The organism is Vibrio chagasii (assembly GCF_002954585.1).
In the GTDB taxonomy this organism is placed as follows: Bacteria; Pseudomonadota; Gammaproteobacteria; order Enterobacterales; family Vibrionaceae; genus Vibrio; species Vibrio chagasii_A.
Genome location: NZ_MSCI01000003.1, coordinates 334,522 through 349,347, shown reverse-complemented (window position 1 = coordinate 349,347; position 14,826 = coordinate 334,522). Strand labels below are relative to the sequence as shown.

Sequence of the window (14,826 nt, the reverse complement as noted above, 5' to 3'; positions counted from 1 at the left end):
TTTAAGATTTTGTCGACTCAATGAATACTGATTACATTCCCTATTCTTACGAATAGTGACTGTGAATTGACTGTGCCGAATCTTACGATTCGAATTGGTCACTCAGTTCATTGAAATCAAGTTGAAACCGAAGTTTCACATTTGCCTTTGCTTTAAAAAGCGAAAACAAACTTGGTGATATTCATCAACGAGTGCCCACACAGATTGATAGGTTTAAATTGTTAAAGAGCTTCTCTTCGTTATGACTTACATCACTTCGGAAGAGGCGGCTATTCTAGCGACTTAATCTTCAGTGTCAAACACTTTTGAAAATTAATTTCTACTTTCTAAAAGTAGAAGCGAATAATCGCTTGAAGCTAGTTGCCTAACCAACATTCTTTGCTGAAGCCTTATGGCGTCTGCCGTGTTAGTGAGGCGGCATTATAGAGATGTCGCTCACATTGACAAGTGTTTATTTAAAAAAAATGCAAAAACAAGGCTTACATGATGGATAAACCACCAAGCCCCTATTTATGCAAGTTTAACTACAAAGTACCTACAAACTAATCACAGAGTTATCCACAGGGGGTGTTTTTTTACCCCCAGAAAAGCAAAAAAGCTGCCCTAAAGCAGCTTTTTAATCAGCAATACTCCTAAATACCAGAGCCATCTTGTTCGCCATCGTCTTCATGAAGCCCACATTCTCGCTTTAACCCGTTAAAGCGGGTTTCTTCTTCTGTCATACCTGGCTCCCACTTCTTAGTTGTATGTGTATCTCCAACTGAAAGGTAACCCTGCTCTCGAAGCGGGTGGTAACTTAAACCGTGCTCTTCTAAGTAGTAGTGAACATCTTTATTGGTCCAATCGATTATAGGTAAGAACTTAAACACACCATTTTGGATAGATAAGATTGCCAAGTTTGCACGTGATTGGGACTGCTCTCTTCTCAACCCGGAGAACCAAGTACCAGCCTCAAGTTCATCTAACGCCCTTCTCATCGGTTCGACTTTATTTAGCTTGTTGTACTTTTCGATACCCTCTAATCCTTGTTCCCACAGTTTCCCATATTGCGCTTCTTGCCAATTAGGGCTTTGCTGAGCACGAAATACTTGTAGGTTTAAGGTGAGCTTCTGGCTTAACTCATCTATAAAACGATAGGTTTCTGGAAATAGGTACCCGGTATCGGTAAGAATAACCGGAATATCCGGCTTTGCCTGAGTGACTAAGTGCAGCATGAGTGCTGCTTGGATTCCAAAACTTGAAGACACAACATGTGTTCCTTCTAAGTTTTCTAGTGCCCATTTCACTCTTTCTAAAGCAGTTAGCTGTTCTAACTCTGCGTTAATCTGTCCAAGACGAAGTACCTGCTCCGTCTTGGTCAGTGCGAGCAGTTCTGCTAACTTCAATTTTGAAGCGACAGAATTATGCATGCAGATCCCTCTTTGAAATGATCACCTCTTGGATGATGCCAGCTCGGATTGTGAAATCACCGAACCCTTCGTTCTCTTCTCGTTCTGCAGCCCAACGGCCCACCAGCGAATCAATCTCTTCTAAGATTTGAGCTGATGTGATGTTCTCTTTATACATCTTAGGAATACGAGTGCCGGCTTTGTTGCCACCTAAATGCATATTGTAACGACCTGGTGCTTTGCCTACTAAACCAAGTTCAGCCAACATTGCACGGCCACAGCCATTTGGACACCCTGTTACACGAAGGATGATGTTATCGTCTTCTGGCAAACCATGTTTCTTAAGGATACCTTCAACATCGGTAACAAACTCAGGAAGAAAACGTTCGGCCTCTGCCATCGCTAGCGGACACGTAGGAAATGCCACACACGCCATCGAGTTTTTACGCTGTTCACTTACCGCGTCATCCATCAGGCCATATTGACGAGCTAGCTTCTCAATTTTTGCCTTCTGGCTCTTAGGGACACCAGCAACAATTAAGTTTTGGTTTGCAGTCATACGGAAATCGCCTTTGTGGATCTTAGCAATTTCTGCAACACCGGTTTTCAATGCTTTATCAGGGAAATCAAGCAAGCGACCATTTTCAATAAAAAGCGCTAAGTGGTGCTTACCATCAATGCCTTCAACCCAGCCGATACGGTCACCACGTTCTGTGAATTCATAAGGGCGACTTTCCGAGAACTTAACACCCGCACGCTTTTCAACTTCCGCTTTGAACACATCAATACCTACACGGTCTAGTGTGTACTTAGTTTTTGCATTTTTACGGTTTGAGCGGTTACCCCAGTCACGCTGTGTGGTAACAACCGCTGCCGCAACATCTAACGTATTTTCTAGTGGTACAAAACCAAAGTCGTCAGCTTTACGAGCATAAGTAGAGGTATCACCGTGCGTCATTGCTAAGCCACCACCGACTAACACGTTAAAGCCCACGAGCTTTCCATCTTCAGCAATAGCGACAAAGTTAAGATCATTAGCGTGAACGTCGACATCATTTTGTGGTGGGATCACGACCGTTGTCTTGAATTTACGCGGTAGATAGTTATTACCTAAGATTGGCTCATCATCGGTTGTTTCTAATTTCTCGCCATCAAGCCAAATCTCAGCATAAGCACGAGTTTTAGGAAGTAGGTGTTCACTGATTTTCTTCGCCCACTCATAGGCTTCTTGGTGAAGTTCAGATTCTACTGGGTTTGTCGTACACAAAACGTTTCGGTTTACGTCACCCGCTGTAGCAATTGAATCAATACCAATGCTATTTAGCGTTTGGTGCATCAGCTTGATATTTGGCTTTAACACACCGTGAAACTGAAACGTTTGACGAGTCGTTAAACGGATTGAACCATAAGACGTACTTTCATCGGCAAACTTATCAATCGCTAACCATTGCTTAGGAGTAATGATGCCACCAGGCATACGCGCACGGAGCATGACATTATGCAGAGGCTCTAGCTTTTGCTTAGCACGTTCGTTACGAATGTCACGGTCGTCTTGTTGGTACATGCCGTGGAAACGAATCAGTTGGAAGTTATCTGCTGTAAAGCCGCCAGTGATACGATCTTGTAAGTCTTGCTCAATCGTACCGCGCAGGTTATTACTCTCACGCTTTAGACGTTCATTGTCAGCCAATGGGCCAAGTACTTGGCCTAGCACTTCTTGCTCTATTACTTGCTTGCTCATTAGTACACATCCCTTTGGTAACGTTTCGCTTTACGTAAATCATTAATAAATTGCTCAGCCTGTTCGCGGCTTTGATTGCCCTGCTGTTCAGCAATCGTAACTAGTGCTTCATGCACGTCTTTCGCCATTCGAGTCGCATCGCCACACACATAAAAGTACGCGCCTTCTTGTAGCCATTGCCATACTTGATCCGCCTGCTCGATTAAGCGGTCTTGAACATACACTTTCTCTTTTTGGTCGCGACTAAAAGCAACATCTAGCTTGGTTAGCGCTCCAGATTTGAGGTACTTCTGCCATTCAACTTGGTATAGGAAGTCTTGAGTAAAGGTACGGTCGCCAAAGAACAACCAGCTCTTGCCTTGAGCGTCATTGTGTTCACGCTCTTGAACAAAACTGCGGAATGGTGCGATACCGGTACCTGGGCCGACCATAATGATTGGAGTATTGTCGTCTTGTGGTAGCTTAAAGTTATTGTTGTTCTCTACGAACACCTTCACTTCACCACCTTCCTCTAAACGCTGAGCTAGGAAACTTGATGCTCCACCTAAACGAGACTCTTCACCTTTTTGGTATTCCACCAAGCCAACTGTTAGGTGAACTTCTTCATCTACTTCAGCTTGGCTCGATGCGATTGAGTAAAGGCGAGGTGTAAGCTTACGTAACAGACCTAAAAGCTCATCAGCCGATAGTTTGGTTTTCTTCTCAGCTAATACATCAACAATTTGCGTGTTGCTCGCGTATTCACGAAGCTTGTCTTTATCTTCCACCAGCTTTAACAGTTTCTTGCTACCAGATAGCTCAGCAAACTTAGTCACAAGTTGAGGGTTTGAAGCCGTGATCTCGAACTTACTCACTAAAGCACTATGAATAGAGAGGTTTTCACCATCCACATCTACGCTCTCGATACCAGAGAGCCCAACTTTAGCAAGAATCTGATTCGCTAATTCTGAACTGTTTTCATACCACACACCCAGTGCGTCACCCGGTTGATAAGTAATACCGGACTCATCCAGATCAATCTCAATATGACGAACATCTTTACCCGAATCACGACCTGTGATCTTTTGACTTGTTAGCAATGTTGCGGTGTATGGGTTTTGCTTGGTGTACTGCGAATGACCAGAAGCGGCTTGACCTACTGGTAATTGAACTACCTCAGCTTCAGCGCCCGTCGACAGTGTTTCTTGTACTTGTGATAGAGCTTTAGCACGCCACTCGGTTGCTGCCGATTCGTAGTCCACGTCACAGTCAAGACGGTCAACAAATGATTTAGCACCAAGCTTAGCTAGGAAGTTATCGAAGTCTTTCGCTGTTTGGCAGAAAAACTCGTAGCTTGAGTCACCCAGACCAATCACACCATATTGTAAGTTTGATAGCTTTGGCGCTTTCTTTGATTGTAGGAATTCGTGCAGCTCAATCGCGTTATCTGGCGCTTCACCCTCACCATTAGTTGAAGCCACGAAAATGACGTGCGTCTCTTTAGCTAGGTTCTTGCCTTTGTAATCACTGGCATCGAAAAGCTCGACGGCGATACCTAGGGCTTTTGCTTCTGCTTCTAGTGATTCAGCGACACCTTTGGCATTACCGGTTTGAGAAGCAAAGATAATGCTGAGCTTGCCAGCAGGTTTTGCAGCAACCGCCGCAGCTGCTTGAGTAATAGGTGCGGCTGCGCCCACAGGTTGAGCCTGGCTCACACCCCATAGGTAACCACTGACCCATGCCAGTTGCTGAGAAGATAATTCGGAAACAGTTTGTTGAAGATGACCCAGTTGTTGGTCATTAAGCGGTGCAGCTAATCCAGGTAGCTCGTTCGCCCCAGACTGTGCATTATTATTTTGTGAAGACTCTTTCTTATTTAAAGACATGGTCACGACATCCCTAATCATTGCGTGACGATAGATTAACCACTCCTTTTAATAACAAGAAAGAATAGAAAAGTATGTTTTATAACTTTTTGGAAGTAAAAAGCGATTGAATAGGTAAATGGGCTACTGGTTTTCAATACGAACTTGTTGAAAACCGACCGCCATTGCCGACTTAGATGCTAGGTCTAAATCCGCGTAATGGCACTCTTCACCATGGACATCTGTAAGCAGAACAAAGCCGCCACCCATATGGCGAAACTCCACAACCCAAGCCCCTTCTTGTATTGAGGGCTCTATGATGGCTTCAACTAACAAATTTTCTCGATATAAATTGCGTAATTCATTGAGTGTCATATTCCATCCCTTGTTCTAACCCAACAATATAGACCTTATAAGAATAGACGTTAATCAGCTTCCTGTATAAGGATGGTCGAAAGTGATGAATGTGCTAACTAATTCCAGAACGATATATACCCAAGTAACCTCAAGATGCTGGGTATAACCAACAGATATAAAAAACGCCGCTTAATAAAGCGGCGTTCTTAAAATTAGTTTTAGATGTTCTTTAGGTGAGCTTAGAATCGCACTTCTGCGCCAGCAAACCAACCATCTACCATGACAAAGTTTTTACCTAACTCAGAATCAAAGAACTCATCTGAATCTAAGTCGATAACACGATAACCACCGCGCAGAGCGATTTCAGACTCTGATACTGGGATTCGGTACTGAACACCCGCCATCAAATCTGTGCTCTTAATACCGCTGCTATCACCGAATTCCATGGTACCAATGATATCGAAGTTGGTGTCAGGAACGTTGATCTCTGCGTTACCGTAGAAGCTCCACGTAAATTCATCGAAGCTTGCTTGAGTTCCTTTTTGAGGTTCAATGTAATTCGAGTTTGAGTACTGAGTAAACGTCAGACCCGCATCGAAGTTCATCAACTTGTGCTCTAGCAAGGTGTAGTAGAATGTGTAGTCGTACTTATCAAAAGCCAATGCATCCGTATCAATAGACGTATAACGGAAGCTAGCATTTGGCAGCATTGGGGCATTATGCTCAAATGCGAAATACACAGAAGGAGAGTTAGAGTCTTCGTCTTGTCTCACTTCATTTAGCTTGGTACTTCCCCACCACATATCGGCACCGACTTTAGCCGTGTAAGAAAACTCTTCCTCAGCAGATACCGCTGAACTTAAAGATAGCATTCCCACTAAAGCAATTAATGGCATTTTATTCATTTGAGATAGCTCCAATTCCATATCGTTGTGCTAAGTGTATGCACATTCATAGATTATTGGAGAAAATTCTACCACACATCTTAAAGACTAAAACGATAAACCGACGGCAAGCCGATATTTGACGGTGTCATGACTTTAGTAGCGTCTCTGACTCGAGCTATGTACAAAGTTTTTGAAAAACCACACACCGATTGCAATCACAATCAACCAAGGCAGTAATTTGAACACCACGCTCATCATACCAAGCAGCAACATTACGGCTAATGCAACTCCTGTTGCCGCTAATACCGTCATAAAGGTAATGCCTGTCACAAGAAGCGTAGCAACGAAAATAAGAACAAAGATTAATTCAAACATAATGGTCTCCCTAATGAGTTAATGACCTATCTTTCCTAATCCCTAACATTGCAGCTTCTGTACCAAGTCGCCAGAACCAATAAAACCCTTATTTATCAAGAAAATAAAAAACCACACATTCTCATGCGTGGCTTTTTAAGCAAATTAGAGTGGTAAATTTAGCCTTTAATGGCGAATTTAACCTATACGTTCAGCTCTTTAGGAATCTTAGCCAATGCTGTCTGCATGACTTCGATGCCAGCGCCTTTCTTATGCGCATTTTCGCTGATGTAACGACGCCATTGTCTTGCACCCGGCATGCTTTGGAACAGGCCAAGCATATGACGAGAAATGTGTCCTAGGCTTGCACCCTTTGAAAGCTCACGTTCGATGTACGGGTACATCTCTTCGACAACTTGCGAGCGTTTCTTGATTGGCGTATCTAAGCCGAAGATCTGTTGGTCCACTTCCGCCAGAATAAATGGGCTATGGTAAGCTTCACGACCGATCATCACGCCATCCAGGTGCTGAAGATGCTCTTTTGTCTGCTCTAATGTGGTGATGCCGCCGTTTACTGCGATCACTAGATCTGAGAAGTCTTTCTTGATCTGGTAAGCACGATCATAATCCAGAGGTGGGATCTCACGGTTCTCTTTCGGGCTAAGACCACTCAACCACGCTTTACGTGCGTGAATAGTAAATTGTTCACAGCCGCCCTTTTCAGAAACCGTTGAGATGAACTTCGTCAGAAACTCATAAGAGTCTTGGTCATCGATACCAATGCGAGTTTTCACAGTGATTGGAATATCAGTCACTTCTTTCATCGCTGATACACAGTCTGCTACTAGCTCTGGCTCCGCCATTAAGCACGCACCAAAGCGACCGTTTTGCACTCGGTCTGAAGGGCAACCTACGTTAAGGTTTACTTCATCATAACCACGCTCAGCCGCAAGCTTGGCACAAGCCGCAAGATCAACTGGATTTGAACCACCAAGTTGAAGAGCCAGTGGATGCTCTTGCTCACTGTATTCTAGGAAATCGCCCTTACCGTGTAAGATCGCGCCTGTTGTTACCATTTCCGTGTACAGAAGAGTCTGCTGAGAGAGCAAACGGTGAAAGTAACGACAGTGGCGGTCAGTCCAATCGAGCATGGGTGCAACGGATAAGCGGTTTGATTGGAATTTACTCATGTTACCTGGCTTGGTCATTGTTTTACCTAATAATTTTACCCATCAAATCCGCTTTGAATATTGTGGAGTTTCACACACTCCGTAATAAAGCGGTTATCGTGATCAAAAAAACAGCCAATAATACACAGGGAGCGGAAGAGTTTCAAAAAGAAAGCGAAGTGGCTAATAATCGAACCAACGCGGTTACCAGCACGTATCCGGACCAACAATTGCACTTCAAAGGCCACCAGCCACCTCAATCTAGCTTACCGGTTTTATTTCAAACCAACGACTATTGTCCTCATCATTACAACGAAACGATTTTGTTATGGTGTTTCTATTTGATTGGGTGATTTGGATGCAAATATGCAAGTCACGATTATCTCGTATTGGTGTACGTTCACTTTCTCCATGCTGATTCAGCACTCTAAAATGCTGCGTCTTACGATATTTGTCTAAGCTGCTTAGTGATATTTGAGTCTCGCAGTACACTGATACTGTATGTTTACTAAGTCTTTTGGCAACTGAGATACTCTCCGCTTTTTGCAAACACATCTTAGATGATGCTTTTTGCGGACTAAATTGAGACTGCATCCGAGTTTTTCGTTTACCAATACTTCGAAAACTTCCAGGTCGAATCAATTTATATCTTCGGTAGAAATTAAATTTGTTAAGCTGCTTGGTGATCTTTAATTTGAGAACTTCTTTGACTACATCACGCCCACCATAAAGTAAGCAGATCAATATAAGTAGACTCAAAGTCAAATGTCCATCCTGTTTCATCAAATGAATATTGAACATTAACACGACTGACATAGCGAGCATGCTGCTTAAAGCAATGGTTATCAGGTGGTTTACGGATGCACGGCGCTGAGCACATAAGTGTTCATGCCGATAAGCCGGCCAACTAGAGGCAAACTCTTCGATTTCATCACGATACCCCGTTCCACTATATGCTTTCTTTCTATGTTCGTATGGACGCCAGCCTGCAATATGGTTGCGTTCAAACAAAAGTCGAGACAAACAGCTCAACACAGATTGCGATGACGACTCTGCATGATTGTCTCTCAACCTTTCATAGAGTTTTAACAGCTCTTGGCATGCGATGACCAATAAGCGTTGATGTAATGAGCGCGCCGATGGGCAACGCTCAAACAAAAGAGCAAACTTATAATTTACCCTCTCCACCTGCCAACACAAAGATGGCACGCCAGGGTATCCAGACTCACAACAAACCGAAAGACAACGTGCACGTATCGCAGTATGGAACGACGTTAACCATTCCACTAGTCTACTTTCAGTTGTAGGACACCAGTGACCCATTTCCAGAGAGATGAACTCCAGTCGAGCTTCTTCAGTTAATAGACTATCAGTGTTGTGATAGAGGAATATTGAACGGTACAGATCATCAGTTGCCTCCTCACTGAAATCTGCAACTGAATAACGTTGGCTATCCATATAGATCTTGATATCTATGGTTCCAACCTCACCACCTCGTAGCATCTGGGACACCATTATAGCGTTGCTCGCTCTCCATTCTATATTCATGATGACAACTCCTACTCTGAGGTTAAGACAAACCGAGTAATCGAGTAGTACAGAAGAAATAGATTAGTAGCCCACCAATATCAACGATGGTGGTTATCGCTGGACTAGCGACAACGGCAGGGTCAAGGTTGAGTCGTTTAGTCATCATAGGTAGCATAGCGCCAATAACGGTAGAAGAGACTATTTGGAAGAAGAGTGCTAGGCCAATTGCACAGCCCAACATGGTTAATGTCAGATTCGCCGGCAACTCAACGCCATAAGACAGTAAGCTCACTTTACCTAAGGTAATAACAGCCAGTGCACCACCAATAACAATGGCAATGCGTGTTTCCTTCCACAACACGGACAGCCAGTCACGCAGCTTGATGCTTCCTAACGCCAGAGAGCGCACCATCACAGTCGCAGACTGCGTACCAGCATTACCGCCAGAGTCCGCTATCATTGGCATGTACAAGGCCAAAACCGTAAACGCTTCAATTGCATCTTCATAACTATGGATCACCATACCGGATAGCAAACCCAATATAGCTAGGCCTATTACCCAGACAATACGCTTACTCACATGATCCATAACAGACAAGTTCATATAGTCGCCGACATGACCATCTTGCTGAATACCCATCAATCGTTCCATGTCTTCAGTTTGCTCTTCGGTAACGATATCTATCGCCGATTTAGCCGATAGCAAACCGACGGGAAGTCCCTGACTATTTAAGATTGGAACAACGTCAAAACGACTTTGTTTGAGTAGCGCCACCGCATGTTCTTGTGATGCGCTAAAATGACAGCTAATGGCATGATGTACAATCTCAGACAGTTTTAAATCAGGTTGAGACTTAAACAACATATCCAGTTTGATTAGGCCAACAAACCGTCCCATATCATCGACGATAGTAAGACAGGCAAACTCAACATACAGACTGTTCAATGCTTTTTTCGCCTGCTCTACGGACATATCATGATAGAGCACTGTCATTGCTGCGGAATTAACAGCATGGATAACTGGATGCCTTGCTTGAAGAAACAGCTCTACATCTTGCTGATAGTCGAACCCCTCAAGTGAACAAAGACGTTGAAGCGACTCTGCCGATAACTGAGGAGTAAAACAAAGCGCTTGCTGAATGTATTCAGCGTTAAAATGTTGGTTGAGCTTTTGTATCTCACGCATTTCAATCCAATGATTAAAAAGAGTGAAATCTACCTGAGTCGCACCAGACTCGAAGCTAACGGTTTGATGATGGTTGTATTCGTTTACTGTGTTAATAACGGTCATGATAACGCACCTTTTTATTAGATATGACGATCCCTTGCCCTATTCGAGCAATAGAAAAAATTTCATTTTCAGGTGGTTACTAACAAGATAACGTTTGAGTTTCAGAGAAAGAAACCCACGTCATTAATAAGAGGGAGAGAAGAATTGAAGGGGGAAACAGTGTTTAGTCCATATTACTCCAATAGGATTCTCGCTCTTGAGCTAGTAATCCACCTTCGACTGTCGTTTTCCATAATATTTCTCCTGTAAAAACATGGGCGCATAGTAGGTATCTGACGCCTCATAGTCAACAATATCAATATACAACTTAGCAACTATGATGTTGCAAAATATTTCTCTCAATAACTTGAGATTTAAATTTGCTTAGTTGTAAGCTACGTTGAATGCGTTCATATAAAATAGTCTTATATGACCTATCAATGCGTATTCAAATAAAAAGCCCACCAAAACATGGTGTCTCGAGCTATTTGAGCACTCCCAATATGCAAACATTATTTATAAATCATTCACCAGATCTCTAATTCAGCTTTACTAATCAGTTATGCCTTGAGTCACAATGTCATTTTGAGTTACCTTGTCTTATTCAAAGTCGTGGGTCACAATACGCTCTGTACCTGACTTTAATAGAAATCAATGGCTCCTTAGCCGAAATAACCTGAAAATAGGGTTTGTTTAAGGATGTCCGATTGAATGGTGAAGAATTTGGACCACACATTAATAGAGCAAGTTGAAGGGATATGCGCATCGCGTGGCGTTAGATTAACGCCTCAAAGAAAGCGAGTGTTTGAGCTCATCCTCTCTAATAAGAAAGCTTCTAGTGCTTATGAATTATTAGAGCAATTGAAAGTCAGTGAGCCGCAAGCCAAGCCACCTACTGTATATCGCGCTTTGGACTTCTTGTTGGAGCAAGGTTTCATTCACAGAGTTGAGTCAACCAATAGCTTTATATGCTGCTGTTCTTGTAATGCCAACAAACATTTCTCCCAACTACTGATCTGCGATAAATGTGGCACAGTGGTAGAACTACAAGACGATTCCCTTGTGACTCTGCTCGCGAGTAACGCTGAGAAGCATGGCTTTCAATTGACCAACCACGTCATTGAATCGCATGGCATTTGCCAGTCTTGCTCCTCCGATATGAAAGAATAAGATTATAGAAGAACATTATGCGCGCTGAATTTGTAAACCCGTTTTTAGCTTCTTTGATGAACGTTCTAAAAACGATGGCTTCTCTAGAATTGAAGCCACAAAAACCAAGAGTTAAGAAAGATGAAATCGCTCGTGGTGATGTCTCTGGTTTAATCGGTATGGTTGGTCCACAATCTCGTGGTTCAATGTCGATTACCTTTGATGAAGGTCTGGCTCTGGAAATCATGGAAAACATGCTTGGTGAGCGACCAAACGGTTTGAACGAAGAAGTAACCGACATGGTTGGTGAGATCACCAACATGGTAACTGGTGGTGCAAAACGTATTCTTGCGGAAAGCGGCTTCGACTTCGACATGGCAACACCGATTGTGGTTTCTGGTAAAGGCCACACTATTCGTCACAAATGCGAAGGCGCAATCATCATCATGCCTTTCTCATCTCAGTGGGGTAATGCCTTCATCGAGATCTGTTTCGAATAGAAATAGTTACAGCAAAATATTTAGAAGGCTGGCGTCGATACGTCAGCCTTTTTTATTACCTGCAATTCAACCATTGCTTACCCTACAGATACAAAAACGCCAACCCTAAGGTTGGCGTTTACTTTTGTGCTATCAACTCAATTAAGCTTTAAGCGCTTTGAATGCGTTGATTAGACCGTTCGTTGAGCTATCGTGAGATGTCACTGCTGCGTCATCAGCAAGCTCTGGAAGAATTTGGTTCGCTAATTGCTTACCAAGTTCTACACCCCACTGGTCGAAGCTGAAGATGTTCCAGATAACACCTTGAACAAAGATCTTGTGCTCGTACATCGCGATCAGGTTACCCAGAGAACGAGGCGTAATTTGCTTAACAAGAATAGAGTTCGTTGGGCGGTTACCTTCAAACACTTTGAAAGGTACTAGTTCAGCCACTTCTTCTGCAGTTTTGCCAGCCGCTAGGAATTCAGCTTCCACAGTTTCTTTTGTCTTACCGAATGCTAGTGCTTCAGTTTGAGCAAAGAAGTTAGACATTAGCTTCTGGTGGTGATCAGATGCTGGGTTATGGCTGATTGCAGGAGCAATAAAGTCTGATGGGATCAGCTTAGTGCCTTGGTGAATCAGTTGGTAGAACGCGTGCTGGCCGTTTGTACCTGGTTCACCCCAGATGATAGGACCTGTTTGGTACTCTACTGGGTTACCTTCACGGTCTACAAACTTACCGTTTGATTCCATGTTGCCTTGCTGGAAGTAAGCCGCAAAACGGTGCATGTACTGGTCGTAAGGTAGAATCGCTTCTGACTCAGCGCCGTGGAAGTTGTTGTACCAAATGCCGATAAGCGCAAGGATTACTGGAATGTTGCTTTCAAACTCAGTTGAAGCAAAGTGGTTATCCATCTCATGAGCACCTTCTAGCAGCTCAACGAAGTTATCGAAGCCTACAGAAAGAGAAATAGAAAGACCAATCGCAGACCATAGTGAGTAACGACCACCAACCCAGTCCCAGAATTCGAACATGTTATCAGTATCGATACCAAACTCAGCGACTGCAGTTGCGTTAGTCGATAGTGCAGCGAAGTGCTTAGCTACGTGCGCTTCATCACCTGCTTCAGCTAGGAACCAATCACGAGCAGAGTGTGCGTTCGTCATTGTTTCTTGAGTCGTGAATGTTTTTGATGCTACTAGGAATAGTGTTGTTTCTGGGTTTAGAGACTTAAGCGTCTCAACGATGTGCGTACCATCTACGTTAGAAACGAAGTGCATGTTTAGGCGAGTTTTGTATGGCGTTAGTGCTTCAGTCACCATGTATGGACCAAGATCCGAACCGCCGATACCGATGTTCACAACATCTGTGATCTCTTTACCTGTGTAACCTTTCCACTCACCAGAAACGATGCGGTGTGTGAACAGTTCCATTTTTGCTAGTACAGCGTTAACTGCTGGCATTACGTCTTTGCCATCAACCATTACTGGCTTGTCGCTACGGTTACGCAGTGCAGTGTGAAGAACTGAACGGCCTTCAGTCTTGTTGATTGCATCACCGCTGAACATCGCTTCAATTGCAGACTTAACTTCAGTCTCGTTTGCAAGAGCAAATAGGTGCTGCATCGTTTCTGCATCAATTAGGTTCTTAGAGTAATCGACCAAGATGTCTGAACCGAAACGAGTAGAAAAGCTCTCGAAACGTTTTGCATCTTGAGCAAAAAGCTCTTTCATATCCATATCTTGAGCAGATTCAAAATGAGCTGTTAGAGCTTTCCACGCTTGTGTTTGCGTTGGGTTGATATTTTTCAACATGGTATCTATCCCGATGTTACTGTAGGTTTTATTCTAAACGTCACCTGGGTGATGAATAGAACCCCCGATTAGGCGAAAGTTTATATTTTTCTGTGATGACCAAACCGCGTCACCACTGAAAGATTCTTTGTAATTTTTTTTCACGACGTATTATGCCGTATATGAAGAGCTGTACCTTGAGATAAATCAGGATTAGATTTCCTGAGACAGGAATCGGTACAGACTCTGGCTCTAACACAATTAAATGTGAGCGAGACCTGATAAATTCAAGTTCAAAAGATAGCCTCAAACCACTTTTTTTCCAAATACATTATAAAGGATGGCGTATGTGGATTCAGAAGACTATACACCTAAATGCACAAAAGCGTGGATTTCATCTCATTACTGATGAAATTGAACAACAGATACACGAGGTGAACTCTTTATCTGTTGGTTTATTACATCTATTTATTCAGCATACTTCTGCCAGCTTGACGCTCAATGAAAACGCCGATCCGACCGTCCGTAGTGATATGGAGTCACACTTCAATAAGTTTGTGCCCGAACGAGCACCCTATTACAAACATACTTATGAAGGTGATGATGATATGCCAGCTCACATTAAAGCATCGACACTTGGCAACAGTGTGACAATCCCTATCACCAATGGTCGTTTAGCTTTAGGAACATGGCAGGGCATTTACTTGGGAGAACACCGAGACTACGGTGGTAGCCGCACTGTGATTGCTACTATCCAAGGAGAATAGCTCATCGTAACTAAGCCTAGAGTAGCGAAATAAAAAGGGGGACACAGAAATGCGTCCCCCTTGAGTAATAGAAAATTGAGTAGATAAACCTCAACTT

General features: G+C 43.3%; 13 protein-coding genes. 3 read left to right on the top strand and 10 right to left on the bottom strand.

All coding sequences use genetic code 11. The features are described from left to right. Positions 1 to 632: 632 nt before the first annotated feature. The 9 genes from BTO10_RS21495 to BTO10_RS21455 all read right to left on the bottom strand — a co-directional run bounded on the left by BTO10_RS21495 (position 633) and on the right by BTO10_RS21455 (position 10,561). On the bottom strand, positions 633 to 1,409 hold the full coding sequence (locus BTO10_RS21495; protein ID WP_004741898.1) for a phosphoadenylyl-sulfate reductase: 777 nt from the start codon (positions 1,407 to 1,409) through the stop codon (positions 633 to 635). Beyond that, the gene (gene cysI / locus BTO10_RS21490) at positions 1,402 to 3,129 is read right to left on the bottom strand and encodes an assimilatory sulfite reductase (NADPH) hemoprotein subunit (RefSeq protein WP_105025778.1); all 1,728 of its coding nucleotides are present in this window, start codon (positions 3,127 to 3,129) and stop codon (positions 1,402 to 1,404) included. The genes BTO10_RS21495 and cysI overlap by 8 nt, the downstream gene beginning before the upstream one ends. Beyond that, complete coding sequence (locus tag BTO10_RS21485; RefSeq protein WP_105025777.1) at positions 3,129 to 4,994, bottom strand: assimilatory sulfite reductase (NADPH) flavoprotein subunit; 1,866 nt, start codon at positions 4,992 to 4,994, stop codon at positions 3,129 to 3,131. The genes cysI and BTO10_RS21485 overlap by 1 nt, the downstream gene beginning before the upstream one ends. Positions 4,995 to 5,117: 123 nt before the next feature. Beyond that, on the bottom strand, positions 5,118 to 5,348 hold the full coding sequence (locus tag BTO10_RS21480; protein WP_102339310.1) for a hypothetical protein: 231 nt from the start codon (positions 5,346 to 5,348) through the stop codon (positions 5,118 to 5,120). A gap of 221 nt (positions 5,349 to 5,569) precedes the next feature. Next, a complete protein-coding gene (locus BTO10_RS21475; protein ID WP_105025776.1) occupies positions 5,570 to 6,235 on the bottom strand; it encodes a TIGR04219 family outer membrane beta-barrel protein in 666 nt (221 codons plus the stop codon). 135 nt (positions 6,236 to 6,370) lie between these two features. After that, positions 6,371 to 6,592, bottom strand: coding sequence for an envelope stress response protein PspG (gene pspG / locus BTO10_RS21470; protein ID WP_004741265.1), 222 nt, complete (start codon positions 6,590 to 6,592; stop codon positions 6,371 to 6,373). 182 nt (positions 6,593 to 6,774) lie between these two features. After that, positions 6,775 to 7,779: a tRNA dihydrouridine(20/20a) synthase DusA gene (gene dusA / locus BTO10_RS21465; RefSeq protein ID WP_105025775.1), complete on the bottom strand. Its 1,005-nt coding sequence runs from the start codon at positions 7,777 to 7,779 to the stop codon at positions 6,775 to 6,777. 222 nt (positions 7,780 to 8,001) lie between these two features. Further along, a complete protein-coding gene (locus tag BTO10_RS21460) occupies positions 8,002 to 9,288 on the bottom strand; it encodes a hypothetical protein (RefSeq protein WP_105025774.1) in 1,287 nt (428 codons plus the stop codon). A gap of 22 nt (positions 9,289 to 9,310) precedes the next feature. Further along, positions 9,311 to 10,561: a magnesium transporter gene (locus BTO10_RS21455; RefSeq protein ID WP_105025773.1), complete on the bottom strand. Its 1,251-nt coding sequence runs from the start codon at positions 10,559 to 10,561 to the stop codon at positions 9,311 to 9,313. Between the two features lie 690 nt (positions 10,562 to 11,251). Here BTO10_RS21455 and zur point away from each other — a divergent pair. After that, a complete protein-coding gene (zur, locus tag BTO10_RS21450; protein WP_004741270.1) occupies positions 11,252 to 11,710 on the top strand; it encodes a zinc uptake transcriptional repressor Zur in 459 nt (152 codons plus the stop codon). Positions 11,711 to 11,727: 17 nt separating this feature from the next. After that, the gene (locus BTO10_RS21445) at positions 11,728 to 12,189 is read left to right on the top strand and encodes a chemotaxis protein CheX (protein WP_004741271.1); all 462 of its coding nucleotides are present in this window, start codon (positions 11,728 to 11,730) and stop codon (positions 12,187 to 12,189) included. A gap of 141 nt (positions 12,190 to 12,330) precedes the next feature. On the opposite strand, the gene pgi is transcribed toward BTO10_RS21445, so the two are convergent. Then, the gene (gene pgi / locus BTO10_RS21440) at positions 12,331 to 13,983 is read right to left on the bottom strand and encodes a glucose-6-phosphate isomerase (protein WP_105025772.1); all 1,653 of its coding nucleotides are present in this window, start codon (positions 13,981 to 13,983) and stop codon (positions 12,331 to 12,333) included. A 326-nt stretch (positions 13,984 to 14,309) separates the two neighbouring features. Here pgi and BTO10_RS21435 point away from each other — a divergent pair, with 326 nt between their 5' ends. Beyond that, a complete protein-coding gene (locus tag BTO10_RS21435) occupies positions 14,310 to 14,729 on the top strand; it encodes a secondary thiamine-phosphate synthase enzyme YjbQ (RefSeq protein WP_004741273.1) in 420 nt (139 codons plus the stop codon). Positions 14,730 to 14,826: the final 97 nt, after the last annotated feature.